The sequence below is a fragment of the Devosia sp. Z6_126 genome (assembly GCF_058133495.1).
In genome coordinates this window covers 926,289-949,297 of the sequence record NZ_JBYUNO010000002.1, presented here as the reverse complement: position 1 = coordinate 949,297, position 23,009 = coordinate 926,289, and the positions used below count along the sequence as shown (strand labels likewise).

The following is a 23,009-nucleotide window of genomic DNA, read 5'->3' as shown; positions in this document are numbered from 1 at the left end:
TCAAAGCCGGTGGTTCCGCGTATGGCGGGTACCCCCGGCGCCACCATCGGGAACGTAGATGACGCAGCCCATCCTGACCCTTTCCGGCATCGGCAAGAGCTTTCCCGGCGTGCGGGCGCTTAATGGCGTGGCGCTGGAGCTTTATCCGGGCGAGGTGACGGCGCTGATTGGGGAGAACGGGGCGGGCAAATCCACCCTGGTCAAGATCCTGACCGGAATCTACCAGCCCGATGGGGGGGGAATTGCCATTGCCGGCAAGCCGGTGGTGCTGTCCACGGCCCATGCGGCCTTTGCCGCGGGGGTGACGGCGATTCACCAGGAAACGGTGTTGTTCGACGAGCTGACCGTGGCTGAAAACATCTATCTGGGCCATGCGCCGCGCACGCGGCTGGGGCTGATCGACTGGCGCACCATGCGCGGTGAGGCCAAGGCAACGCTCGATGCCATGGCGGCAGGGATCGAACCCGATCTCAAGCTCAAGGAACTGGGAATCGCCAAAAAGCACCTGGTGGCGGTGGCGCGGGCGCTGTCGATCGACGCGCAGGTGGTGATCATGGATGAGCCCACCGCCGCGCTCAGCCAAAAGGAGATCGAGGAGCTTTATGTGCTCATCGAGCTGCTCAAGGAAGACGGCAAGGCGATCCTCTTCATCTCCCACAAATTTGACGAGATCTATCGCATTGCCGACCGCTTCACCGTGTTCCGCGATGGCGAAATGGTGGGCAAGGGGCTGATCCGCGACACCAGCCAGAACCAGATCGTGCAGATGATGGTGGGGCGGGCGGTGGACCAGATCTTTCCCGCCCGCACGCCCGAGATCGGCGAGGTGGTGCTCGAGGCGAGGGGGCTGTCGCACCCCACCGAGTTCGAGGATGTGTCGTTCAGCCTGCGCCGCGGCGAAATCCTCGGGTTTTATGGCCTCGTGGGCGCGGGGCGCAGTGAGGTGATGCAGGCGGTGTTCGGCATGACGGCGCTGTCGGGCGGTACGCTGACCCTGGATGGCAAGCCGATCAAGCCGCGCTCGGCCGCCGATGCGGTGGAAGCGGGCATTGTTTATGTGCCCGAGGAACGCGGGCGGCAGGGGGTGATCACCAACCTGCCCATTTTCCAGAATGTGTCACTGCCCTCGCTGCGCCGCACGAGCAAGAGCCATGTGCTGCAGCTGGCACAAGAATTTGCGCTGGCGCGCTCGTTCACCGGGCGGCTCGATCTGCGCGCCTCCTCGCTCAGCCAGGATGTGTCGACCCTTTCGGGCGGCAACCAGCAAAAGGTGGTGATCGCCAAATGGCTCGCGACCGGGCCACGGGTGATCATTCTCGACGAGCCCACCAAGGGCATCGATATCGGCTCCAAGGCCGCGGTGCATGGCTTCATGGGCGAGCTGGTGAGCGGCGGGCTGAGCGTGATCATGGTGTCGTCCGAGCTGCCTGAGGTGCTGGGGATGAGCGACCGCATTGTGGTGATGCGCGAAGGGCGGGTGGTGGCCGTGCTCGACAACAAGGGGCTGCAGCCCGAAACCCTGGTGCGCCTTGCGGCTGGGATCGCGCCAGAGGAAGCGGCGGCATGAGGAGCATCGCCAAGCAGCGCGAGATCTGGCTGGCCGGCGCGATCGTGCTGGTGATTGTGCTGGTGACGCTGCGCTTTCCCCGCTTTGCCCTGCCGGGCAATCTGCTGACCATTTTCAACGACACCTCCATCCTGATCATGCTGGCGCTCGGGCAGATGGCGGTGATCCTGACCCGCTCCATCGACCTGTCGCAGGCCGCCAATTTGGCGCTGACCGGCATGATCGCGGCCATGTTCAATGCCGCGTTTCCGGGGGTGCCGATCCCCGCGGTGATGGCGATGTGCCTACTTGTGGGTGCAGTTTTGGGCGGGGTGAATGGGCTCCTGGTGTGGAAGCTCAATATCCCCTCCATCGTCGTGACGCTGGGGACGCTGACGATCTTTCGCGGGCTGGTGTTCGTGCTTTCGGGCGGGGCTTGGGTCAATGCCGCCCAGATGAGCCCCGATTTCATCAATCTGCAGCGCGCCGTGGTGCTGGGGCTGCCGGTGCTGAGCTGGATCGCCATTGCGGTGGCGGCGCTGTTTTACGTGCTGATGACGCGCACCCCCCTCGGGCGCGCAATCTATGCCATCGGGGTCAATCCGACCGCGGCGGTTTATACCGGGATCGATGTGGGGCGCACCAAGTTCCTCGCCTTCACCATTGCCGGCGCGGTTGCCGGGCTGTGCGGTTATCTCTGGGTGTCGCGCTATGTGATCGCCTCGACGGAGGTCGCGAGCGGCTATGAGCTGACGATCATCGCGGCTTGCGTGATCGGCGGCGTGTCGATTGCCGGTGGCATCGGCACCGTGGGCGGCACGTTGCTGGGGGCGTTGTTCTTGGGCGTGATCAACAATGCGCTGCCGGTGATCAATATTTCCCCGTTCTGGCAGATGGCGATCTCCGGTGGCGCGATCCTGTTGGCCGTGGTGCTCAATGCCCGGGGCGAGCGCTCGGCAGGTCGGGTGATCTTGCGAAAGGCGGAGGCGTGATGGCTTCCATGTCGGGTTCTGGCGCTCCCTCCCCCCTGGGGGAGGGTCGGGATGGGGGGGTGCAGTGGGTCTCTGGACCTGCAACTATCGGAAGCTATGAGATGACCGACACCGTAACAACCCGCCAATTGCCGGACCGGCTAGACCATCCCTTGCGCTCGGCGCTGCTGAGCTGGGAGTCGCTGCTGGTGCTGGTGGCGGTGGGGATTTTCATCGCCAATTCATTGGCTTCGCCTTACTTTCTTAATGAATGGTCGCTGTCGGACCTGACCTTCAACTTCACCGAAAAGGCGCTGATTGCGCTGGCCATGGCGCTGCTGATCATTTCGGGCGAGATCGATCTGTCGGTGGCGGCGATCATTGCCCTGGCCTCGACGCTGATGGGCCTGGCGCTGCAATGGGGCGTGGACACGCCCCGGCTGGTCGCGATCGGGGTTGGGGTGGGGCTTTTGTGCGGCGCCTTCAATGGGGCGCTGGTGACCGGGCTCAAACTGCCCTCGATCGTCGTTACCATCGGCACGATGAGCCTTTTCCGCGGCATCGCCTTCATCATCCTGGGCGATGGCAGCTTCAAGGGTTACCCGGCCAGCTTCAGCTTTTTCGGGCAGGGCTATGTGTGGTGGGTGATCTCGTTTGAACTGGTGCTGTTTGTTGTGGCGGCAGTGATCTTCTGGTTCATGCTGCATCGCACCGTGTTCGGGCGCCAGATCTATGCCATCGGCAACAATGCCGTGGCGGCCCGCTTTACCGGCGTGCGGGTGGATCGCATCAAGTTCGTGCTGTTTTGCCTGACCGGGCTGATGAGCGGCATTGCCGCCGTGCTGCTGACGGCGCGGCTGGGCTCCACCCGGCCATCCATTGCCGAAGGCTTCGAGCTCGAGGCCATCACCATGGTGGTGCTGGGCGGGGTCAATATCCTGGGCGGCGGCGGCTCGATTATTGGCGTCGTACTGGCCGCCGTAATCATGGGGCTGGTGACCTTCGGGCTTGGGCTGCTCAATGTTCCGGGCATCGTCATGTCGATCTTTATCGGCACGCTGCTGATCGTGGTGATCGCGCTGCCCATCCTGTTCCGCCTGTGGAGAACGCGCAGCTAATGAGCGACTGGGAAAAACACGCCTTCAAGATGCAGCTCAATCCCGGCATGGCGGCCGAATACAAAAAGCGGCATGACGAGATTTTTCCCGAACTGGTTGACCTGCTCAAGCAGGCCGGCGTGCGCGATTATTCCATCCATCTCGATGAGGAAACCAACATCCTCTTTGGCGTGCTGTGGCGGCGCAAGGATCACACCATGGACGCGCTGCCCGACCATCCGGTGATGCAGCGCTGGTGGGCCCATATGGCCGATGTGATGGCCACCAATGAACGGAACGAGCCGGTTTCGGTCGACCTCAAGCCCATGTTCTGGATGGAGTAGCCGCGCGCCCTAGTGGAGGGACGCGGGCGCGTGGGCTTTGCGGACGGCCCGCGCCATTAGCCAGACCGCGAGCACGACGAAGGGCGCTGCGATGGAGAGCGCCATGGTCTTGTGCAGGTGCAATTCCTCGAGCGGCCCGGCGAGGAGATAGCTCAGGATGCCCAAAAGGTAGTAGCTGATGGCGATGGTCGACAGCCCTTCCACCGTGCGCTGCAGCAGGAACTGGCTGCGCGAGGTCTGGGCGATGTTGTCGAGCACGGCGGCGTTTTGCACCTGCATGTCGACGCCGATGCGCACATTGAGCAGCCCGATGGCGCGTTCGAGCTTGGCCGACAGTACGGCGAGGCGCTTTTCCATCGCCGCGCAAGTGGCGAGACCCGGATCGACGCGGTTGCCGATATAGCTGCCCAGGGTCGAGCCGCGATCGGTGCCCGATTCCCGGATGCCCTGCACCCGCACGCGCAAAATGTCGCCATAAGCGTGTCCGGCGGCAAAGCGATAGCCGAGGCGTTCCGACATCTGGCTGGAGCGCACTGAAAGCGCATGGAGGGCATCAAGGGCCGCCTGGACCGCAGCGGGCGTAGTCGCCTCGGAAAGCTCTTCCATCAGCGCGGTGAGTTCGGTTTCGATACGCCGCAATTCCGGGGCGGTGCTGCGCGCCAGCGGCAGGCCGAGCAGGGCCATGGTGCGATAGGTTTCGATCTCGAGAATGCGGCGCACGATGATGGAGCGGCGCAGCGGCGTCAGCCCGCCGGCCGCCAGCTCGAACCGGGTGAAGCGGTCCGCATCGGGCACGAAATCGGTGGCGATCTGGGCTTTACCCGCTTCCACATTGGCGAGGCACAGGCTGGGCAGACTGAACCCGGGCACCAGGCGGTCGGGGATCGTGGTTTCGGCAATGACATCGAGCCGCATCGCCCCGATCAGGAGCCCATCGGCCAGAACCTCAAGGCCAAGCCCATCGGGACGATTGTCGTTGTCATCCAGCTCGCTGCGCCACGTGACGGTGACGAACTCGGTGTGAAACTCCCAGGTGACCTGCCGTCCGGCGCCGCCAAAGCTGTGCTGGCGCGTATCGGGCTGGGGCAGCGGCAGGTCTTGTTCGGCGCAAAACGCAGCGAAGCGCTCGAACACGGCCAGCATGGCGCCGGCCACGGGCGGCATCACCACGACGAGGCGGCGCAATCGGCAGGTCTCCGGCACGATCTCGACGGGACGGGCATGGACCTCCGCCATGATAGCGTCGCGGTAGGGGTGATCAGCAATGGTGGTTTGAACCATAAAAGGGCTCCGGCCCGGCCCGAATGCCGGTCGGCCATGTGGCGCTACCCGGCCGCGCTTGGCAATGAGGCGTTCGGGCGCGCTACTTTGGTCGAAGAGGCGGGAACGCGAGGGCGGGGGTAGCGCTTATCATGGGTTAGAAGCCCGGCGCAGAGCCGTGATTTCGCTTGCGCTCGGTTTTGCCCGGATACGAGGAAGATTGGGTGAGTTTTTCCGAGCTGTTTCCCTTGCCGCAATTTCGCCCTAGCTCATTTTCGCAGGCGCGCTAGGTTAACCCGAATGGGTCGAGCGCCCGCACACACGGAGAATCGCCATGCGTCTTGCCGTCAAACTCCTGAGCGCCGCCGCCGCGCTTGCTGTTTCCATCACCGCCGCCCAGGCGCAGGTGGTGGTGTCCTCCAAGATCGACACCGAAGGGGGCGTGCTGGGGAACATCATTCTCCAGGTGCTGCAGAATAACGACATTGCCGTGGAAGATCGCACGCAGCTGGGCGGCACGCCGATCGTGCGCGAAGCCATCATTGCCGGCGAAATCGACATCTATCCCGAATATACCGGCAATGGCGCCTATTTCTTCGAGGGGACCGATCCCGCGCTCTGGAACGATGCGGCCAAGGCCTATGCCGAGGTCAAAAAGCTCGACTATGACGCCAACAAGATCGTCTGGCTGAGCCCGTCGCCGGCCAACAATACCTGGGCGGTGGCGCTGCGGGGCGATTTGGCGGAAGCCAATAACCTCAAAACCTTCTCCGAGTTCGGGGAATGGGTGGCTGGTGGTGGCGAGGTCAAGCTCGCCGCTTCGGCCGAATTCGTCAACTCGCCCGCAGCTCTGCCCAAGTTCCAGGAGGTCTATGGCTTTACCCTGTCGCCTGACCAGCTGATTACCCTCTCGGGCGGTGACACGGCGGCCACGATCGCGGCGGCAGCCCAGCAGACCAATGGCGTCAACGCTGCCATGGTTTATGGCACCGATGGGGGCATCGCGCCTTCGGGCCTGGTGGTGCTGGAAGACGATAAGGGCGTGCAGCCCGTTTATCAGCCCGCCCCGATCATCCGCGAGGAAGTTCTGACCGAGTATCCGCAGATCGAGGAACTGCTGACGCCGGTGTTTGAAGCGCTGACGCTCGAAACGCTGCAGGAGCTCAATGGCCGCGTGCAGGTGGGTGGTGAAGCCGCATCTGCGGTGGCCACCGACTTCCTGACCCAGGGCGGGTTCCTGAACTAGGCCCGTGCGGGAAGTGGGGATGCGCATGCACCCCACTTCTGGCCTGCCATGGCGCAAGGGAGCCGCATGAGCACTGCCACTGCCGCTCCAGCGCGCCGGCCCATTTGGCTCGGCCTCGACAAGCTTGGCGTTCTCATCGCGGCGATCGCCGCGGCGGGGACGGTTTTGCCGTTCGCGCTGTTTCGCGCCAATCGCATCGTGCCGGGCGAGGCGCGCGGGATTCTCGAGGCCCTGCCGCCCGCCGAGGGTGCGTTGCTGCTCACTGTGCTGGTGGGCGGGATCGTCGCGGCATTGCTGCGCCTGCCGCGCCGGATCAAGCTGGGAGCGGCGACGCTGGCGCTGGTAGCGCTGGCGGTGATGATCGGGCGCTCGGCGGAGTTTCTGACGCCGCCGGAGAACACTTTTGCCCGGGTGTCCCCGGGTGCCGGGTTCTGGCTGCTGGTGTTTGCTTTTGCCCTGCTGCTGGCCGATTGCCTGACGCGATTGCGGCTCCAGCCCTGGCTGCGCATCGCCGTGCTCGCCGGCGTGGCCTTGGCGATGGCGGCGTGGCTGTGGTCGGGGGCCTGGAACGATCTGGCATTGCTCAAGGAATACAGCACCCGCGCCGCCGCCTTCTGGAACGAGGGGCGCACGCATCTGGCGCTGGCTTTTGGGTCGGTGGCGGCAGCGATTGCCGTGGGCGTGCCGCTGGGCGTCCTGTGCTTCAAGGTCAAGCCGCTGCGCGCGGGCGTGCTGGGCGTGCTCAACATCATCCAGACCATTCCATCCATCGCGCTTTTTGGCCTCCTGATTGCGCCGCTCGCCTGGGTGGCGGCAACAGTGCCAGGAGCGGCGCGGCTGGGGATTTCGGGCATTGGTGCGGCGCCGGCGCTGGTGGCGCTGTTTGCCTATGCGCTGCTGCCCATCGTTTCCAACACCGTGGTGGGGCTGGTCGGCGTGCCACCGGCGGCGGTGGATGCAGCGCGCGGCATGGGCATGACGGTAAGGCAGCGCCTGCTCGGTATTCAGTTTCCGCTGGCTTTCCCGGTTATTCTGACCGGGATCCGCATTGTGCTGGTGCAAAATATCGGCCTTGCGACTATCGCCGCGCTGATCGGGGGCGGGGGCTTTGGCGTCTTTGTGTTCCAGGGCATCGGGCAAACCGCCATGGACCTGGTGCTGCTGGGCGCCATTCCAACCGTGGCGCTGGCCTTTGCGGCGGCAGTGGTGCTCGACGCGCTGATCGAAATGAGCGGGGGGCGGGGGCGGCCGGCATGATCGAGATCGACAATGTTTCCAAGATTTATGACGGCACTGCGGTGGTGGATGCGGTGACGCTGACCGTGGCGCCGCGCACGATCTGCGTGATCGTGGGCACGTCGGGCTCGGGCAAGACGACGCTGCTGCGCATGATCAACCGGCTGGTGGAGCCCAGCGCCGGCACGATCCGCATCGATGGCGAGGATACGCGCAGCATCGAGGCCTATCAGCTGCGCCGGCGCATGGGCTACGCCATCCAGGGGCATGGGCTGTTTCCTCACCGCACGGTGGCGCAGAACATCGCCACCGTGCCCAAGCTCCTCGGCTGGGACAAGGCGCGCCGCAACGCGCGGGTCGACGAATTGCTCGAGCTGTTCCAGCTTGATCCCGGCCAATATCGCGACCGGCTGCCCCATGAACTGTCGGGTGGCCAGCAACAGCGCATCGGGGTGGCGCGGGCGCTGGCGGCTGAGCCCAATATCTTGCTGATGGACGAGCCCTATGGCGCGCTTGATCCCCTGATCCGCGCCAAGGCGCAGGAGGATCTGCTGGCGATCCAGCGGCGGTTCAAGACCACGATCGTGCTCGTGACCCATGACATGGAAGAAGCCATTCACCTGGGCGACACGATCGCGGTGATGGACAAGGGCCAGCTGTTGCAATGCGCCGCGCCCGCCGAAATCATCGCCCGTCCCGCGAGCCCCTTTGTAGCCGAGCTGATCGGCACCAGCGAGCGCCCGTTCCGCCTGCTGTCGCTTGAGCGGGTGGGCGATCATCTCGAGCCCGGCACCGGAACGGGCGAGCCGATCGAGGCGGGCGCTTCGCTGCGGGACGCCTTGGCTGAATTGCTATGGTCGGGGCGGGCGGCGCTGCCGGTGCGCCGGGACGGGCAGATCGTGGGGCAGGTGACGCGCGAGGCGCTGTCGCGGCTGGCGGCGCGACCGCAATGACAGCGGGCAATGGGGTGCGGCTGCTGGCGCTGGCGGTGCTGGTGCTGTTTTTGATCCAGCCTGAGCTGTTCAGCCCGTTTTTTGCGCTGTTCACCAAGCCGGGGCAGCCGGCGATCTACAACCAAGGCGGTCTGCTCGACATCACGTTCAACCATCTGGCGATCGTGCTGGCGGCCACCATAGCCGCCACCATTGCGGCGGCCGGGCTAGCGATCGTGGTGACCCGCCCGTTCGGGGCCGAGTTCCTGCCGCTTTGCCGTTCGCTGGCCAATATCGGCCAGACCTTTCCGCCGGTGGCGGTGCTGGCGCTGGCGGTGCCGGCGCTTAACAGTTTCGGCACGGCGCCGACGCTGCTGGCGCTGTTTTTGTATGGGCTGCTGCCCATCTTCGAAAATACCCTCACGGGTCTCACCAATCTGCCCGCCGCGGTGACCGATGCGGCCAAGGGCATGGGGATGACGGGCTGGCAGCGGCTCATGAAGGTCGAGCTGCCGCTGGCGCTGCCGGTGATCCTCGCGGGCATTCGGCTCTCGACAGTGATTTCGCTCTCGACAGCGACCATCGGCTCGACCGTGGCGGCGCGCACGTTGGGCGAAGTTATCATCGCCGGCCTATTAACGGGTAATACTGCCTTCGTGCTGCAGGGCGGGCTGATCGTCGCTGTTCTTGCGGTGCTGATTTATGATGGGCTTTCGGCGCTCGAGCGGATGCTGATGGTGCGGACGGGGCAGGCGGGCCGGGCGGAGGGGTGAAGGATGGCGCGCGATCACGAATTGGAGCAGCGGGTGCTCGACGATCTCGGACCGCTGCCGGGGTTGAGTGAGAAAGCCATGTTTGGCGGGCTGGTCTGGCTACTCGATGGGCACATGTTGTGTGCGGCCACCGGCGAGGGGCTGATGGTGCGGCTGGGCAAGGGCAATGATGCCTGGGCGCTGCAAGAGCCTGATATTGCTGTGGTGGTGATGTCTGGCAAGCCGATGCCGGGCTGGGTGCGGGCGGGCATCGGGGCCTGTGCCGACGAGCAATTGCGGCGGCGCCTGCTCGATGCGGCGGTTACTTTCGTGGGCGCGCTACCGCCCAAAAGCTGAGGGTTTTTGCCACTCCGCAGCCACAAAGATGAACCCCAGCTGAACGGGGTTTTAATCATGAGTTCAATGGTCTGCGCTAAAGTGCTCATGTCCAGCCAGTTGAAAGCCGAACCACCATGAACAAGCGACAGGAAAAGGTGTTGATCGCGACGCTGTGCGGCTTGGTCGTAACCGCGGCAGCGGGCTTTGTGATTCAGCCGGCCAATGCGGCCAGTGAGCCAGTGCAGGTGACCGATCTTGCCGGCGAACCGGTGGCGCTGCCGAGCGCGCCAACGCTGCAGGTCCCGACGCAGCCGCTGGCGCCTCCCGGCCTCTGGCATTGACATTTCCGGCTGGCGGCTATTCGCAAGAAGTGGTCAGTTGGAGTGCGTTGCGATGGATGCCAATCCCGTTCTTGCCGAAACCACCCGCGGCAACTGGATCGAGAACCGCCATCGCGGCGCCTTTGCCGTGGTGGATGCCAATGGCACGGTGATCGCCTCGGCCGGCGATATCGACTTTCCCATCTTTCCCCGCTCCGCCATCAAATCCATGCAGGCGCTGGCCATCTTTGGCAGCGACGCCATTGGCGAGTTCCATCACACCCCTCAGGAGCTGGCGCTGGCCTGCGCTTCTCACCATGGCGAGGAGCCGCATGTGGAAGGCGTCGCCCATCTGCTGGAGCGACTGGGGCTGTCGGTGGATGACCTGGAATGCGGCGCCCATCCGCCCACCAACCCGGCGGCGCGCGAGGCGCTGCGCCAGGCGGGGCTCAAGCCCCCAGCACTGCACAATAATTGTTCGGGCAAGCATGGCGGCATGTTGAGCGTGGCGCTTGCCATGGGCGTGCCGACCAAGGGCTATGTGGAGCGCGAGCACCAGGTGCAGCGCGCGGTACGCGATGCCATCGAAATGGTGATCGGCGAGCCGCTGAGCGAAGAGCGCTGCGGCACCGACGGCTGTTCCATCCCCACTTTTGCCGCGCCCTTGCGCGCCTTTGCCCGTGGATTTGCCGTCATGGCGACGGGGCGGGGTCTGACGCCCGACATGGCGGCGGGCGCGCGGCGGCTGTTTGATGCGGCCACGCAGTATCCGCTGCTGGTGGCGGGAACGGGCCATGCCGATACCCGCATCATGGCCGCTTTTGGCGGGCGGGTGATGCAAAAGATCGGCGCCGAAGGGGTGCAGTGCGGCGCCATTCGCGACAAGGGCTGGGGCTATGCCCTCAAATGCGATGACGGCAACATGGCCGCGTCGCAATCCATGCTGGCAGGCCTGTTGCTGAACTATTCCGATCCCGAGGCCGACCAACTGGCCGTGCTGCAATCCATTGCCAACCGGCCGATCAACAGCGTCCGGGGTGCTCAGGTGGGGTGGCTGCGCCCGGCCGGTCCCCTGGCTTAAACCATGGCGCGGCTTGTCCCTGCCGCCGGCGCACCGCTATAAGGACCCACCTTAGTCAAGGCGAGGCCGATGCGCGACAGTGATCAAATCTTTCTCGGGGCCAGCACGCAGCCAGAAACCCTGGCGCTGCGCTATGCCAATCGGCATGGGCTGATCACCGGGGCGACGGGCACCGGCAAGACGGTGACCCTCCAGGTGCTGGCGGAAGGATTTTCGCGCGCCGGGGTGCCGGTGTTCTGCGCCGACATCAAGGGCGATCTATCGGGGCTCGCCGTTGCGGGCGAGGCCAAGCCGGCGCTGATCGAGCGGGCGGACAAGATCGGGCTGCCCGGCGGGCTGGTGTTCGAGGGCTCGCCCACGATTTTCTGGGACCTGTTCGGCAAGCAGGGCCATCCCGTCCGGACCACGATTTCCGAGATCGGGCCGCTGCTGCTGAGCCGCCTCCTCGATCTCAACGACACCCAGGAAGGCGTGCTCAACATCGCCTTCAAGGTGGCCGATGATGAAGGCCTGTTGCTGCTCGACCTCAAGGATTTGCGCGCGCTGCTGACTGATCTCGGGCAGCGCAGCAAGGAGATCTCGCTGCGCTATGGCAATGTGAGCTCGGCCAGTATCGGCGCGATCCAGCGCGACCTGCTGGTGCTCGAGCAGCAAGGGGCCGAGAGCTTTTTCGGCGAGCGCGCGCTCGAAATTGCCGATTTGATGCGGACCGACCGCGACGGCTGTGGCTTTGTGTCGGTGCTGGCCGCCGACGAGCTGATGCGCTCGCCGCGCCTTTATTCCACGTTCCTGTTGTGGCTGCTGTCGGAGCTGTTCGAGGAACTGCCCGAAGTGGGCGACCCGGAAAAGCCCCGGCTGGTGTTCTTTTTCGATGAAGCGCATTTGTTGTTCGATGACGCGCCAAAGGCGCTGATCGACAAGGTGGAGCAGGTGGTCAAGCTGATCCGGTCCAAGGGCGTGGGCGTGTATTTCGTGACCCAGAACCCTGCCGATATTCCCGAAGCGGTGCTGGCGCAACTGGGCAACCGGGTGCAGCACGCGCTACGCGCCTATACGCCGCGCGAGCAAAAGGCGGTGCGCGTAGCAGCCGAAACTTTCCGGGCCAACCCGGCTTTTTCCACCGAGGAAGCCATTACCCAGCTGGGGACCGGCGAAGCGCTGGTCTCGACGCTAGGCGAAAAGGGCGTTCCTTCAATGGTTGGGCGCACCATGATCCGCCCGCCAAGCGGCCGCATCGGTCCGCTGACCCCGGCCGAGCGGCAGGCCGTGATTGCCGATTCGCCGGTCGGGGGGCTCTATGATGCGGTGATCGACCGGGATTCAGCCTTTGAAGTTTTGGCGCGCAAGGCCGAGCGCCGCCAAGATGAGGCGGGCGCCGAGCGAGAGCGCAAGGAAACGCAGGCACCGCGCCGTTCGTCGCGCCAGACTCCGGCGGAAGCGGCGATGAATTCACTGGCCCGCACCGTGGCCAACCGGCTGGGCAGTGCGCTGGTGCGCGGCGTGCTTGGCAGCCTGAAGCGGGGATGGTGATGATGGCGGATTCGGTTTCCCCCACAGTGACATTGGCGGTTTTCGCGTCTGACCGGGGGCCGGGCGATCCCGAGCGCTCGAGCATCATGAGCCAGGCGGGAAGCCTGTTTGCCCGCCGGGGCGCCGCGATCGTGTGCCTGGCCGAGCAAGGCGTACTGCCGGTGCCGCTGATCACCGCGGCGCGCGCTGCTGGCGGGCGGGTGCAGATCATTGGGGACGACACCATTGTGCTGCCGCCAGCGCTTGACGGCGTGCCGCTTGAGATCATTGCCGATCGCAGCGAACGGGCGGCCCGGGTCGGGGCGCTTGCCGATGCCTTCGTGGCGCTGCCGGGGTCGCTGGCTTCGATTTCGGCCCTTTTCACCACCTGGTCCGCCGCCAAGGAAAAGGGACTGGTGCGGCCCGTGGTCATGCTCAACCGGCACAAGGCCTTTGACGTGGTGCGCGGTTATGCGGCCGATGTGCTCTCGCACAGCCTGCAGGGCCATGATCGCCTGCTGCAGTTTTCCGACTCGGTCGAGGATGTCTGGACGCGGGCGAGCCGGCTGGTGGGCGAGCGCTAGTTCGGCGAGAGCTGGGGCGCGCTGGGCTGCGCTCGCTTGGGAAACAGCTGCACCACATTGTCCGAAGCGCGCCGGTTAAAAAGCGGCTGGGGCGAGATGCCGGGCAGGTTTTTACGGCGCTCCGGGCCGCGGTAAACAGGCACGGGGCTATAACCGGTGCCGGCGGCGGCCCGCAGGCGGGCCTGCACCCGCTGCAGCAGATGGCGGGGCGACATTGGCTTGATCACCACTTCATCAATGCCGGCGCTGATGGCCTGATGGCGCATGGGCGGGGTGATGGCACGGGTGAGCGCGATCACCGGCACCTCGCGGCAGAGAATGGTGAGGTCGAGCCGGATCGCTTCCACCATTTCATAGGCGGGGCGGCCTTCCCGATCGAAATCGACGATCAAGACATCAATGGGGGCAAGGCGCATATAAGCAAAGAGCGCGGCTTCGCAATCGAACTGGCGCACGCGCAGCCGCAGGTCACCAGCCAGAACCATCGCCAGCAGGGATGACAGCGCGTCATTGGCTGCAAAAACAGCGACAAGTTTGCCTGATGAAGACACGCACACAACCCCTAATGGTAAACAAAGGGTTAGCAGGTGACATTGAGTCGGGCGAAGCAAAGCCGCAGCGCCCACAGCATTTCTTGTGGAAAGCACAGATGAAGGCTTGGGGGCGGGGCGCGGCCCAAAGCAAAAGGCCCGCCGCAATCAAGCGACGGGCCCATTGGCTGGAAGCGGAAGCGATCAGCCGCGCGCTTCGGTGAACATCTGCTCGACATGTTCCCAGTTCACGAGGTTATCGAACCAGGCTTCGAGATATTTCGGGCGGGCATTGCGGTAGTCGATGTAATAGGAGTGTTCCCACACATCGACGCCCAGGATCGGCTTGCCGCCATGCACCAGCGGGGACTCGCCATTGGCGGTTTTGGTGACTTCGAGCTTGCCGTTATTCACCGATAGCCACGCCCAGCCCGATCCGAACTGGGTGGTGCCGGCATTGATGAAATCGGCGCGGAACTTGTCAAAACCGCCCAGATCGGAGTCGATGGCTGCCTGCAGCGTGCCGGGCAGCTTGTTGCCGCCGCCATTGGGCTTCATCCACTGCCAGAAATGCACGTGGTTGTAGTGCTGGCCGGCATTGTTGAAGAGGCCCTGATTGGTGCCAAAGCTCGCCTGCACGATTTCCTCGAGGCTCTTGCCTTCCAGCCCCGAGCCTTCCAGCAGCTTGTTGCCGTTGGTCACATAAGCCTGGTGGTGCTTGTCGTGGTGAAACTCCAGCGTTTCGGCCGACATATAGGGGCCAAGCGCGTCCTTGGAATAGGGCAGTTCGGGCAGTTCAAAAGCCATGAGTAGCCTCCTGTTGAATCGATAAGTCCGGGCCGGGTCCAAGCCTATAAGAGCTTGCCGGCATTGCTGCAATCAGCCCTGCGCTGATTGAGTTGATTGCGCCAGCCCTACGCAATCGAGCGCAAAGGCATAGCACATGGCGGTCTCCTTGATACGGTCGAACCGTCCCGAAGCGCCGCCATGCCCTGCGCCCATATTGGTCTTGAGGTAAAGCGGCGCCGCGCCGGTTTTGGTTGCACGCAATTTGGCAACCCATTTGGCGGGCTCCCAATAGGTCACACGCGGATCGGTGAGGCCCGCCAGGGCAAAGATGGGCGGATAATCCTGGGCCGCGACCTGCTCATAGGGCGCGTAGCTGGCAATGCGGCGATAATCGTCGGCCGAAAGCAGCGGATTGCCCCATTCGGGCCATTCGGGCGGGGTGAGGGGGAGGGTGCCATCGAGCATGGTGTTGAGCACATCGACAAAGGGGACCTGCGCGAGGATTCCGCCCCACAGATCGGGCCGCATATTGGCGACGGCGCCCATCAGCATGCCGCCGGCCGAGCCGCCCTGCGCGACGATCCGGCCCTTGGCGGTATAGCCTTGCGCGATCAGCATTTCGGCGGCGGCAATAAAATCGGTGAAGGTATTGGTCTTGTGCTCGCGCCGGCCCTGGGCATACCAGCGATAGCCCTTTTCCATGCCGCCCCGGATATGGGCGGTGGCGTGAATGAAGCCGCGATCCACCAGCGACAGGGCGGATACGGAAAAGGCAGCGGGCATGGACATGCCATAGGCGCCATAGCCGTAAAGCAGGGCCGGGGCAGTGCCATCGAGCGGGGTGCCCTGGCGATAAAGGACGGTGACCGGGACCTGCTCGCCATCGGGGGCGGTGGCAAACAGGCGCCGCGTCACGTAATCGGCGGGGTTGTGGCCCGAGGGCACTTCCTGCTCCTTAAGGAGCGTGCGCTCGCCGGTCTCGAGATCGAGGTCATAGGTGCGCGAGGGCGTCGTCGGCGAGGAATAGGTGAGGCGGAAGGTCGAGGTGTCGAACTCGTAGCCCACCGACATGCCCAGCGAATAGGCTTCTTCGTCGAAGCCAACGGTGTCCTCGGCTGAGGTGCGCAGGTCGCGGACGATGATGCGGGGCAGACCCTCGAAGCGCTCGAGGCGCAGCAGGTGATTGCGGATGACGGTGGTATCGAGGATCAGCACGCCCTGCTGGTGGGGCACGAGATCGGTCCAGTTCTCCGGGCCCGGATTGTCGGCGGGGGCGGTGACGATCTTGAAGTCTTCCGCGCCATCGGCATTGGTGCGGATGTAAAGCACGCCGTCTCGCTCATCGACGTCATATTCGCGCTCGGTTACGCGCGGGGCAACGCAGCGGAGTTCGCCCGTGCCGCTCGCGTCGAGCAGCCAGACTTCGGAGGTCTGGTGGTCATGGGCATCAACGACGATGAACTTGCCCGACAAGGTGCGCCCGACCCCGACGAAAAAGCCGGGATCGCTTTCCTCGAAAACAATGCGATCGCTCTCCTGGGGCGTGCCGATGCGATGTTCGCGCACGCGGAAGGGGCGGTGATTGTCGTCGTATTCGGTATAAAAGATGGCCGTGCTGTCGTTGTTCCAGACATAGGAACCGGCGGTTTCGGCAATCACTTCCGGGCTGTCCGTGCCCGTATCGAGATCGCGCACCACGATGTCGTAATATTCCGAGCCGGCGCGGTCGGCGGCCCAGGCGAGATAGCGGTGGGAGGGGTCGTGCTCGGCCCCGGCAAAGCCAAAATAGCCGTCGCCTGCCTCGATATTGCAGTCGAGGAGCACGGTTTCGGGCCCGCCATCGCGCGGGGTGCGCACGACCTGCGGATATTGCTTGCCCTCGAGCATGCGCGAATTATAGGCGAAGGGGCCATCGGGGGAGGGGATGCCGCTGTCGTCTTCCTTGATGCGGCCGCGGATCTCGCGATAAATCGCCTCCTGCAGATCTGCGGTGGGGCCGCCGAATTCCGCCTCGAAAAAGCTGTTCTCGGCCTCGAGATAGTCGCGGATTTCCCCATCCAGCGTTTCGGGCTGCTGCATCACCTCCTGCCAATTGGGCGCGCGCAGCCAGTGATAGGGGTCCTCGCGCCGGTCATTGTGGTGCGTGGCGAAGAAGGGCTTGCGGGCGGCGACAGGTGGGGAAAGCTTGGGCATGAAAATTCCAGATGGGGCGAAAGCATCGGCCAAGGTGGCGGCTGCCTTCGCGGGGAGATGAAGGCAAGGTAGGGCTCCCGCCCGGTGATTTCCAGAGCGCAACGGCAAAGCTGCAGCAACTCTGCAGGGCCAATTGTCACGCTCCCGTGATTTTAACTTGTCCCAGCAAGTCCATCCGCTAAGGTCGCCGCCCAAACAAACCGCCGGAATCGGCACTCAACTGGGGCGGACACTTGGAGTTCTGGACACCGGCAAGCTTGTATCTGGCAGTTGGGGCGCCCGCCCTGGCCGCACTCCTGGCGCCGCTGCTCGTGCGCTGGATGGGGGGGGCGGCCGGCTGGCTGCTGGCCCTGGTGCCTGCCGGCGTGTTCGTGCTGCTGTTGGGCGGGCTCGAAGCCGTGGCGGCCGGTCTGCCACTGCGCCAAGGCTTTGACTGGGTGCCGACCCTGGGGCTGCGCCTGTCCTTTGCGCTGGATGGGCTGAGCCTGTTGTTCAGCCTCACCATTGCGGCGGTGGGCACGCTGGTGGTGCTGTATTCCGGCGCTTATCTCAACGGGCATCCCCATCAAGGGCGCTTTCTCGCCTTTATCCTTGTTTTCATGTCGGCCATGCTCGGCGTGGTGCTCGCGGATTCCACGCTGGCGCTGTTTGCCTTCTGGGAGTTGACCTCGGTCACCTCGTTCCTTTTGATCGGGTTCGATCATCGGCGCGAGGCGGCGCGGCGGGCGGCCATCCAGGCACTGGTGATCACCAATATTGGCGGGCTGGCGCTGCTGATCGGCGTGCTGCTGCTGTGGCAGGCGACGGGCAGCTGGGAGCTGAGCGCGCTGGCCGGAACGGATATTCGCGCGGATGGGCTTTATGGCGCGATCCTGGGCTGTATCCTCCTTGCCGCCTTCACCAAATCGGCGCAGTTTCCGTTCCACTTCTGGCTCCCCAATGCCATGGAAGCGCCCACTCCGGTGTCGGCTTTCCTGCATTCGGCAACCATGGTGCAGGCCGGCGTTTATCTTCTGGCGCGCCTGTCCCCGACCTTGGGCGAGACCCCGATCTGGACCTTGCTGCTGATCGTTTTTGGTGGCGTGACCCTGCTTTGGGGCGCTTTTGGCGCCTTGCGGCAAACCGATCTCAAGCAGATGCTGGCCCAGTCCACGATCGCGTCGCTTGGGCTGCTGGTGCTGTTGATCGGCATCGGCAACGAGGCGGCGATCTCGGCCATGGTGATCTATTTCCTCGCCCATGCCTGCTACAAGGCGGGCCTCTTCATGGTGGCGGGCGCGGTGGACCATGGCACCGGCACCCGAAATCTGCCCGCGCTAGGTGGCCTTGCCGACCAGATGCCGGTGAGCTTTATCGGCGCGGCGCTGGCGGCCCTGTCCATGATCGGCCTGCCGCTGACGCTGGGCTTTTTCGGCAAGGAAGAAATGTATCTGGCCCTGTTCACCCCACGGCTCGACTCGCTGCTGGTGTTGGTGGTGCTGATCCTGGGCAATGCACTGCTGGCCGGCGTCGCCATGGTGGTGATGATCAAGCCGTTTCTCGGGCCGCTGCTGCCCACGCCCAAATCGCCCCATGAGGCACCCATTGCCATGCTGGCTGGCCCCATTCTGCTGGGCGGGGTGGCCATTTTGGGCGCAGTGGCGGTGGAATGGCTGGGCCATGACATCGTCGCACCCGCGGCGAGCACTATCCTGGGCGAACCGGCGCTGAGCCATCTGGGGCTCGCCATCGATCTGCGCAGCCCCATCGTGTGGTTGTCCATCCTGACCTGGGGACTGGGCGTCGCCGTGTATTGGCAGGCCGCCACCATCCGCACCGTGCTGCGGCGCGGCGGGCGGGCGATGGGCTGGACCGCCGACCATGTGTTCGACCACGCCATGTTCGGCCTGATCCGCTTCGCGGCCGACGTCACCCGCTTCCTGCATCACGGCCGGCTTGAGGTTTACCTGCTGGTCGTGTTTGCCAGCCTGGCCCTCGTATTGCTGGTGCCGGTGATCGGCCTGGGTGGGCTCGATGTTCTGGGTTCATGGGCGCAGGGCAATTGGCCCGCCAATCTGCAGCCGACCATGCCCTATCTGCATGAATGGGTGGTGCTGGCGCTGGCGGTGACCGGGCTGGGTGCGGTGCTGCTCGCCCCCAGTCGGCTGGTCGCCATCCTGGCGCTGGGCATCCAGGGCACGGCCGTAGCGCTCCTTTATCTGCTGTTCGGCGCGCCGGATCTGGCCTTTACCCAGTTCATGGTGGAAGTGCTTTCGGTCGTGATCCTCACCCTCGTGATGACGCGGCTGCGGCTCGATGAGCGCGATCACCGCCCGCTCGGGGAGGCGCTGCGCGATGGCGCGGTGGCGCTCGCCTGCGCTGTTGGCGTGAGCCTGACGCTGCTGTTGGTGCTGACCGGCACGCTCGACCCCACGCTCAGCGATTTCTTCACCGCCACGAGCGTGCCGATTGCGCATGGGCACAACATCGTCAACGTGATCCTGGTCGATTATCGCGGCTTTGATACGCTGGGCGAAATCTCGGTGCTGATGGCGACCGGTATTGCCATTCTGGCGCTGATCCGCGGCACGGCCAAGGCCGGCAGCGGCGCCAAGCGCCGGGCCGCCAAACCCGTTGAAGACGGCCTGGAGGGCGAGGCATGAACACCGTTATCTTCCGCACCACCGCCCCGGTGGTGATTGCCGTCATGCTGGTGTTTTCGGTGTTTATTTGCCTGCGCGGGCATAACGAGCCGGGTGGCGGCTTTATCGGTGGGCTGATCGCGGCGTCTGCCATCGCCATTTATGGCATGGCTGCGGGCGTGGATCGGGTGCGGCGCGCCATGCGGATCGATCCGCTGGCGCTGGCGGGCGCTGGGGTTCTGCTTGCCGCGGGCACGGGCGTGCTGTCGCTGTTTACCGGCTCACCCTTCATGACCAGCATCTGGTACGAGCTCAACCTGGGGGAATCGTCCGTGGCTCTTTCCACCCCGATGTTCTTTGATATCGGCGTGTATCTGGTGGTTTTTGGCAGTGTTTCGGCCATCGCCCTGGCGCTGGAAGCCGGTCGGGAGGAGGACCTCTGATGAATTTCTTTCTTGCCGTGCTTGTTGGCGTTTTCACCGGTTGCGGCGTTTATCTGCTGCTGTCCCAATCGGTGATCCGCATGCTGCTGGGCCTGACCGTGCTGGGGAACGGCATCAACCTGTTGATCTTCACCGCCGGCCGGCTGACCCGCGAAGTGGCGCCCATCGTGCCGCCCGGCCTCGATGTGCCGGTCGGGCCGATTGCCAACCCGCTGCCCCAGGCGCTGATCCTGACCGCCATCGTCATCAGCTTTGCCATGTTCAGCTTTCTTCTCGTGCTGGCCTTCCGCGCCTATCAGACGCTGGACGCGGACAACACCAACACCATGCGCCTGGCCGAGCCGCCCGGGGCGCCCCAGCCGCCGTTGAGTTATTGAGATGGCAGAGCCTTTTTCCCTGATGATCGGGATGACGCCGGCCAGCGAATGGCTGGTGGTGCTGCCCCTCGTGCTGGCGCTGATGGGCTCGGCATTCCTGCTTGTGCTGCGCCGGGCACCCGGCGCACCGGCGATTGCCGCCATGCTGGTGGTGATCGGCATCATCGTCTGCGAGATCGCCTTGATCGCGCGCATCCTGCGCGAAGGGCCGGTCAGCATGACCATGGGTGGCTGGCAGCCCCCATTTGGCATCAGTTTTACCGCCGACCTGCTTGGTGCCGGCTTTGCCCTCGCAGCCGCAATTGTCGCCCTGATCGTGCTGGTTTATGCCGAAGCGGAGCGGGATCCCGGCGAAGGCGCTCGCGATGGCTTTCACGCTCTGGTGCTGTTGCTGCTTGGCGGAGTGACGGGTTCGTTCCTGACCGGGGACCTGTTCAATCTTTATGTGTGGTTCGAGGTGATGCTGATCGCGTCCTTCGGGCTGCTGGTGCTGGGCGGCAAGCCGCTGCAGCTCGACGCCGCAGTGAAATACGGCTTTCTTAACATCATGGCGGCGAGCTTTTTCCTGCTCGCGCTCGGCCTGCTGCATGGCCTCTTGGGCACGCTCAACATGGCCGACATCATCGGCTCGGCCCCGGGGGCGAACCCGGCGGCGATGACAGCGGTGGCGGCCTTGCTGATGCTGGCCTTCGCCATCAAGGGCGCGGCCTTTCCGGTCAATGCCTGGCTGCCGGCGTCCTATCATGCGCCCTCGGCCGCCGTTTCGGCGCTGCTGGGCGGCTTGTTGACCAAGGTGGGCGTTTTTGCCCTGTTGCGCACCATGATCGTACTGCTGCCGGGCAGCTATGGCTTGCTGCAGCCCTTGCTTGCCACCGCGGCGATCGCGAGCCTGATCTTGGGGCCGCTCGGGGCGATCGCTGAAACCAATCTGCGCCGCGCCATCGGCTTCATGCTGATCGGTGGCATTGGCGCGGTGCTGGCCGGCATCGCCATGCCAACCCCCGAAGGCATTGCCGGTGCCGGGCTTTATATCTTCCACGCCATCTTCACCCTCACGGGACTGTACCTCGTGGCGGGCATGATCGAGCGCCGTACCGGGCAAACCGATACGCGCCAAATGGGTGGGCTTTATGCAGCCTCGACCCCCATGTCGATCCTGTTCTTCTTGCTGGTGCTGGCCGTTGCCGGCGTGCCGCCGCTGCTGGGCTTCTGGCCCAAATTGCTGCTGCTGCAAGCCGCAACGGCGGGGTTCGAGGGCGGAGTTGATCCGGCGCGGCTGCTGTTGATGCTTGCCCTGCTGGGCAATGCGGTGCTGACGCTTATTGCGGGCACCCGGATGTGGGCGCATGTGTTCTGGCGCGGCGGCTGGGAAGGGGCGGGTTCCGAGCACCAGAATGCGCCGCTTGTGATCGTGCCTCGCCGCTCGAGCCTGCTGACCTTTGGAGCCACCGGTGCCCTGGTGCTGCTCGTCGTCGCAGCCGGGCTTTGGCCCAATCCGCTGCTCGACGCCGCGCGGGTCGGGGTCGCCGACATGATTGATCCGCAGCGCTATATCGCGGCGGTGGAACTCGCGGGAGAAGCACCATGAAGCTGCCACTGCTGGTGATCGTCCTGGCGCTGCTTTGGCTGGCCATAACCGGCAATTTCAGTGGCGCCAATCTGGTGTTTGGCGCCGTGATTGCCGCGGGCGCCATGTTCCTGCTGCGCGACTCGGTGGCGCCGCCCCGCGCGCTCAAGCGCCTGCGGCGGATCGTCTCGCTGGCGGTCCTGTTCGTGTATGAACTCAATCTCAGCGCCATCCGCGTGGCCATTCTGGTGCTGACGCCTGACCTGAAATCGGCGCTCCGCCCGGCGGTGGTTGCGGTGCCGCTCAAGGTAAAGAGCGATGCCGAGATCACCCTTCTGGCCAATCTCATCACCCTGACGCCGGGCACGCTGAGCATCGATCTGTCGCCCGACCGCAGCCATCTCTATGTGCATGCGCTGTCGGTATCCGACCCGCAGGCAGTGATCGACGATATCGCTTCGGGCTTTGAAGCGCGCATCCGCAAGGTGTTCCAATGATGCCGGCAACCGAGTTCCTGGCCCATGCCACTACGGCGGCGCTGGTGCTGCAGGCTGCAGCCTTGTTGTTGTCGGTGGTGCGGATCATCATCGGGCCGACCCTGGCCGATCGGGTGCTGGCGCTTGATCTCTTGACGGTGGTGGCGCTGGGCTTTGTCAGCATCATTGCCATCCGCACCGGGCTGATGCTGTATCTCGATATCGCTATCGCTCTGGGGCTGCTGGGCTTTCTGGCAACCATCGCCCTGGCGCGCTATCTGCTGGCCCGCCGCAAGGCCACCACCATCGCCGCGGTGGAGAGCGAGCCATGATTGTTGAGCTGGCGCTTTATCTTGCGGCGTTGCTGATGCTGGTGGGGGCGGTGTTCAGCCTCCTCGCCACGATCGGCGTGCTGCGCTTTCCCGATCTGCTGACCCGCATGCATGCCGCCTCCAAGGCGGGGGCGGTTAGTGGTGGCTTGCTGCTGCTGGCCGTGGCGCTGGTGAGCCAGGATGCGGCAGTGGCGCTGCGGGCCATCCTGGGCATCCTGTTCCTGTTGCTGACCACCCCGGTTGCGGCCCATTTGCTGGCGCGCGTCACCTACCAGCCCGCCGAGGAAAGCGGGCAGCAGGTCAGTCCTCCCCCGGAGTAGTATGGTAGTAATTGCTCCGAGGCCTTGAGACCGCCCAAATTGTCGCAACAGTTAGGCGGTAGGTATCATTGCGCCGCCGTCTAAAGACGCATAAGTAAACAGTACGGCGGTGAGTTAGGCTCACCCAAAAACAATAACAGAAAG

The 23,009-nt window shown here is 64.5% G+C and carries 24 protein-coding genes; 20 read left to right on the top strand and 4 right to left on the bottom strand.

The window, feature by feature from the left end; genetic code table 11:
* The first annotated feature begins 58 nt into the window (after positions 1-58).
* From AC3YOG_RS11675 to rhaM, 4 genes are all read left to right on the top strand, one after another.
* Positions 59-1,567 carry a sugar ABC transporter ATP-binding protein gene (locus AC3YOG_RS11675; RefSeq protein WP_489935180.1) on the top strand — a complete coding sequence of 503 codons (1,509 nt, stop codon included), beginning with the start codon at positions 59-61 and terminating at the stop codon, positions 1,565-1,567.
* A complete protein-coding gene (locus tag AC3YOG_RS11670) occupies positions 1,564-2,538 on the top strand; it encodes an ABC transporter permease (protein ID WP_489890274.1) in 975 nt (324 codons plus the stop codon). The genes AC3YOG_RS11675 and AC3YOG_RS11670 overlap by 4 nt, the downstream gene beginning before the upstream one ends.
* A gap of 101 nt (positions 2,539-2,639) precedes the next feature.
* Positions 2,640-3,635, top strand: coding sequence for an ABC transporter permease (locus tag AC3YOG_RS11665; RefSeq protein WP_489935179.1), 996 nt, complete (start codon positions 2,640-2,642; stop codon positions 3,633-3,635).
* Complete coding sequence (gene rhaM / locus AC3YOG_RS11660) at positions 3,635-3,958, top strand: L-rhamnose mutarotase (protein ID WP_489890275.1); 324 nt, start codon at positions 3,635-3,637, stop codon at positions 3,956-3,958. Before AC3YOG_RS11665 ends, rhaM begins: the two co-directional genes overlap by 1 nt.
* 9 nt (positions 3,959-3,967) lie before the next feature.
* Here the strand turns inward: rhaM and AC3YOG_RS11655 are convergent, their stop codons facing one another.
* Positions 3,968-5,239, bottom strand: a complete 1,272-nt coding sequence (locus tag AC3YOG_RS11655; RefSeq protein WP_127752337.1) for a DUF3422 domain-containing protein — start codon at positions 5,237-5,239, stop codon at positions 3,968-3,970.
* Between the two features lie 313 nt (positions 5,240-5,552).
* On the opposite strand from AC3YOG_RS11655, the gene osmF reads away from it, so the two are divergent.
* The 9 genes from osmF (at position 5,553) to AC3YOG_RS11610 (ending at position 13,217) form a co-directional block, all read left to right on the top strand.
* Complete coding sequence (gene osmF, locus AC3YOG_RS11650) at positions 5,553-6,464, top strand: glycine betaine ABC transporter substrate-binding protein OsmF (RefSeq protein WP_127752338.1); 912 nt, start codon at positions 5,553-5,555, stop codon at positions 6,462-6,464.
* A gap of 66 nt (positions 6,465-6,530) precedes the next feature.
* Positions 6,531-7,721: an ABC transporter permease gene (locus AC3YOG_RS11645; RefSeq protein ID WP_489935178.1), complete on the top strand. Its 1,191-nt coding sequence runs from the start codon at positions 6,531-6,533 to the stop codon at positions 7,719-7,721.
* Positions 7,718-8,653, top strand: a complete 936-nt coding sequence (locus tag AC3YOG_RS11640; protein ID WP_127752340.1) for an ABC transporter ATP-binding protein — start codon at positions 7,718-7,720, stop codon at positions 8,651-8,653. The genes AC3YOG_RS11645 and AC3YOG_RS11640 overlap by 4 nt, the downstream gene beginning before the upstream one ends.
* Positions 8,650-9,405 carry an ABC transporter permease gene (locus tag AC3YOG_RS11635; protein WP_489890280.1) on the top strand — a complete coding sequence of 252 codons (756 nt, stop codon included), beginning with the start codon at positions 8,650-8,652 and terminating at the stop codon, positions 9,403-9,405. The genes AC3YOG_RS11640 and AC3YOG_RS11635 overlap by 4 nt, the downstream gene beginning before the upstream one ends.
* 3 nt (positions 9,406-9,408) lie before the next feature.
* A complete protein-coding gene (locus AC3YOG_RS11630) occupies positions 9,409-9,741 on the top strand; it encodes a TfoX/Sxy family protein (protein ID WP_489935177.1) in 333 nt (110 codons plus the stop codon).
* A gap of 116 nt (positions 9,742-9,857) precedes the next feature.
* Positions 9,858-10,064 (top strand): hypothetical protein, encoded by a 207-nt coding sequence (locus AC3YOG_RS11625; RefSeq protein ID WP_489935176.1) that lies wholly within the window; start codon positions 9,858-9,860, stop codon positions 10,062-10,064.
* Positions 10,065-10,116: 52 nt separating this feature from the next.
* The gene (locus AC3YOG_RS11620; protein WP_489935175.1) at positions 10,117-11,124 is read left to right on the top strand and encodes an asparaginase; all 1,008 of its coding nucleotides are present in this window, start codon (positions 10,117-10,119) and stop codon (positions 11,122-11,124) included.
* Positions 11,125-11,193: 69 nt separating this feature from the next.
* Positions 11,194-12,654, top strand: a complete 1,461-nt coding sequence (locus AC3YOG_RS11615) for a helicase HerA-like domain-containing protein (protein ID WP_489935174.1) — start codon at positions 11,194-11,196, stop codon at positions 12,652-12,654.
* Positions 12,655-12,656: 2 nt separating this feature from the next.
* Positions 12,657-13,217 carry an LOG family protein gene (locus AC3YOG_RS11610; protein ID WP_127752346.1) on the top strand — a complete coding sequence of 187 codons (561 nt, stop codon included), beginning with the start codon at positions 12,657-12,659 and terminating at the stop codon, positions 13,215-13,217.
* On the opposite strand, the gene AC3YOG_RS11605 is transcribed toward AC3YOG_RS11610, so the two are convergent.
* The 3 genes from AC3YOG_RS11605 to AC3YOG_RS11595 all read right to left on the bottom strand — a co-directional run bounded on the left by AC3YOG_RS11605 (position 13,214) and on the right by AC3YOG_RS11595 (position 16,729).
* Positions 13,214-13,768 (bottom strand): response regulator, encoded by a 555-nt coding sequence (locus AC3YOG_RS11605; RefSeq protein ID WP_172122728.1) that lies wholly within the window; start codon positions 13,766-13,768, stop codon positions 13,214-13,216. The two genes, AC3YOG_RS11610 and AC3YOG_RS11605, sit on opposite strands and share 4 nt — an antisense overlap.
* Before the next feature lie 183 nt (positions 13,769-13,951).
* Positions 13,952-14,554, bottom strand: a complete 603-nt coding sequence (locus AC3YOG_RS11600; protein ID WP_489935173.1) for a superoxide dismutase — start codon at positions 14,552-14,554, stop codon at positions 13,952-13,954.
* Between the two features lie 72 nt (positions 14,555-14,626).
* Positions 14,627-16,729, bottom strand: a complete 2,103-nt coding sequence (locus AC3YOG_RS11595; protein WP_489935172.1) for a S9 family peptidase — start codon at positions 16,727-16,729, stop codon at positions 14,627-14,629.
* Positions 16,730-17,049: 320 nt separating this feature from the next.
* Here AC3YOG_RS11595 and mbhE point away from each other — a divergent pair, with 320 nt between their 5' ends.
* Genes mbhE through mnhG form a run of 7 tightly spaced genes read left to right on the top strand, consistent with a single transcriptional unit; the run spans position 17,050 to position 22,865 of the window.
* On the top strand, positions 17,050-19,371 hold the full coding sequence (gene mbhE, locus AC3YOG_RS11590; RefSeq protein ID WP_489935276.1) for a hydrogen gas-evolving membrane-bound hydrogenase subunit E: 2,322 nt from the start codon (positions 17,050-17,052) through the stop codon (positions 19,369-19,371).
* Positions 19,368-19,793, top strand: a complete 426-nt coding sequence (locus AC3YOG_RS11585) for a Na+/H+ antiporter subunit B (RefSeq protein WP_127752350.1) — start codon at positions 19,368-19,370, stop codon at positions 19,791-19,793. The genes mbhE and AC3YOG_RS11585 overlap by 4 nt, the downstream gene beginning before the upstream one ends.
* Positions 19,793-20,170, top strand: coding sequence for a Na+/H+ antiporter subunit C (locus tag AC3YOG_RS11580; RefSeq protein WP_489935171.1), 378 nt, complete (start codon positions 19,793-19,795; stop codon positions 20,168-20,170). The genes AC3YOG_RS11585 and AC3YOG_RS11580 overlap by 1 nt, the downstream gene beginning before the upstream one ends.
* 1 nt (position 20,171) lies before the next feature.
* Positions 20,172-21,758, top strand: coding sequence for a proton-conducting transporter transmembrane domain-containing protein (locus AC3YOG_RS11575; RefSeq protein ID WP_489935170.1), 1,587 nt, complete (start codon positions 20,172-20,174; stop codon positions 21,756-21,758).
* Positions 21,755-22,234 (top strand): Na+/H+ antiporter subunit E, encoded by a 480-nt coding sequence (locus AC3YOG_RS11570; RefSeq protein ID WP_489935169.1) that lies wholly within the window; start codon positions 21,755-21,757, stop codon positions 22,232-22,234. The genes AC3YOG_RS11575 and AC3YOG_RS11570 overlap by 4 nt, the downstream gene beginning before the upstream one ends.
* The gene (locus tag AC3YOG_RS11565) at positions 22,231-22,545 is read left to right on the top strand and encodes a cation:proton antiporter (RefSeq protein WP_489935168.1); all 315 of its coding nucleotides are present in this window, start codon (positions 22,231-22,233) and stop codon (positions 22,543-22,545) included. Before AC3YOG_RS11570 ends, AC3YOG_RS11565 begins: the two co-directional genes overlap by 4 nt.
* Positions 22,542-22,865 carry a monovalent cation/H(+) antiporter subunit G gene (gene mnhG / locus AC3YOG_RS11560; protein WP_489935167.1) on the top strand — a complete coding sequence of 108 codons (324 nt, stop codon included), beginning with the start codon at positions 22,542-22,544 and terminating at the stop codon, positions 22,863-22,865. Before AC3YOG_RS11565 ends, mnhG begins: the two co-directional genes overlap by 4 nt.
* Positions 22,866-23,009: the final 144 nt, after the last annotated feature.

What these genes read in the sequence shown, in the direction of transcription:
- AC3YOG_RS11675 (WP_489935180.1), top strand. Translation starts at nt 59, where the DNA reads ATGACGCAGCCCATCCTGACCCTTTCCGGCATCGGCAAGAGCTTTCCC.
- AC3YOG_RS11670 (WP_489890274.1), top strand. Translation starts at nt 1,564, where the DNA reads ATGAGGAGCATCGCCAAGCAGCGCGAGATCTGGCTGGCCGGCGCGATC.
- AC3YOG_RS11665 (WP_489935179.1), top strand. Translation starts at nt 2,640, where the DNA reads ATGACCGACACCGTAACAACCCGCCAATTGCCGGACCGGCTAGACCAT.
- rhaM (WP_489890275.1), top strand. Translation starts at nt 3,635, where the DNA reads ATGAGCGACTGGGAAAAACACGCCTTCAAGATGCAGCTCAATCCCGGC.
- AC3YOG_RS11655 (WP_127752337.1), bottom strand. Translation starts at nt 5,239, where the DNA reads ATGGTTCAAACCACCATTGCTGATCACCCCTACCGCGACGCTATCATG.
- osmF (WP_127752338.1), top strand. Translation starts at nt 5,553, where the DNA reads ATGCGTCTTGCCGTCAAACTCCTGAGCGCCGCCGCCGCGCTTGCTGTT.
- AC3YOG_RS11645 (WP_489935178.1), top strand. Translation starts at nt 6,531, where the DNA reads ATGAGCACTGCCACTGCCGCTCCAGCGCGCCGGCCCATTTGGCTCGGC.
- AC3YOG_RS11640 (WP_127752340.1), top strand. Translation starts at nt 7,718, where the DNA reads ATGATCGAGATCGACAATGTTTCCAAGATTTATGACGGCACTGCGGTG.
- AC3YOG_RS11635 (WP_489890280.1), top strand. Translation starts at nt 8,650, where the DNA reads ATGACAGCGGGCAATGGGGTGCGGCTGCTGGCGCTGGCGGTGCTGGTG.
- AC3YOG_RS11630 (WP_489935177.1), top strand. Translation starts at nt 9,409, where the DNA reads ATGGCGCGCGATCACGAATTGGAGCAGCGGGTGCTCGACGATCTCGGA.
- AC3YOG_RS11625 (WP_489935176.1), top strand. Translation starts at nt 9,858, where the DNA reads ATGAACAAGCGACAGGAAAAGGTGTTGATCGCGACGCTGTGCGGCTTG.
- AC3YOG_RS11620 (WP_489935175.1), top strand. Translation starts at nt 10,117, where the DNA reads ATGGATGCCAATCCCGTTCTTGCCGAAACCACCCGCGGCAACTGGATC.
- AC3YOG_RS11615 (WP_489935174.1), top strand. Translation starts at nt 11,194, where the DNA reads ATGCGCGACAGTGATCAAATCTTTCTCGGGGCCAGCACGCAGCCAGAA.
- AC3YOG_RS11610 (WP_127752346.1), top strand. Translation starts at nt 12,657, where the DNA reads ATGGCGGATTCGGTTTCCCCCACAGTGACATTGGCGGTTTTCGCGTCT.
- AC3YOG_RS11600 (WP_489935173.1), bottom strand. Translation starts at nt 14,554, where the DNA reads ATGGCTTTTGAACTGCCCGAACTGCCCTATTCCAAGGACGCGCTTGGC.
- AC3YOG_RS11595 (WP_489935172.1), bottom strand. Translation starts at nt 16,729, where the DNA reads ATGCCCAAGCTTTCCCCACCTGTCGCCGCCCGCAAGCCCTTCTTCGCC.
- mbhE (WP_489935276.1), top strand. Translation starts at nt 17,050, where the DNA reads ATGGGGGGGGCGGCCGGCTGGCTGCTGGCCCTGGTGCCTGCCGGCGTG.
- AC3YOG_RS11585 (WP_127752350.1), top strand. Translation starts at nt 19,368, where the DNA reads ATGAACACCGTTATCTTCCGCACCACCGCCCCGGTGGTGATTGCCGTC.
- AC3YOG_RS11580 (WP_489935171.1), top strand. Translation starts at nt 19,793, where the DNA reads ATGAATTTCTTTCTTGCCGTGCTTGTTGGCGTTTTCACCGGTTGCGGC.
- AC3YOG_RS11575 (WP_489935170.1), top strand. Translation starts at nt 20,172, where the DNA reads ATGGCAGAGCCTTTTTCCCTGATGATCGGGATGACGCCGGCCAGCGAA.
- AC3YOG_RS11570 (WP_489935169.1), top strand. Translation starts at nt 21,755, where the DNA reads ATGAAGCTGCCACTGCTGGTGATCGTCCTGGCGCTGCTTTGGCTGGCC.
- AC3YOG_RS11565 (WP_489935168.1), top strand. Translation starts at nt 22,231, where the DNA reads ATGATGCCGGCAACCGAGTTCCTGGCCCATGCCACTACGGCGGCGCTG.
- mnhG (WP_489935167.1), top strand. Translation starts at nt 22,542, where the DNA reads ATGATTGTTGAGCTGGCGCTTTATCTTGCGGCGTTGCTGATGCTGGTG.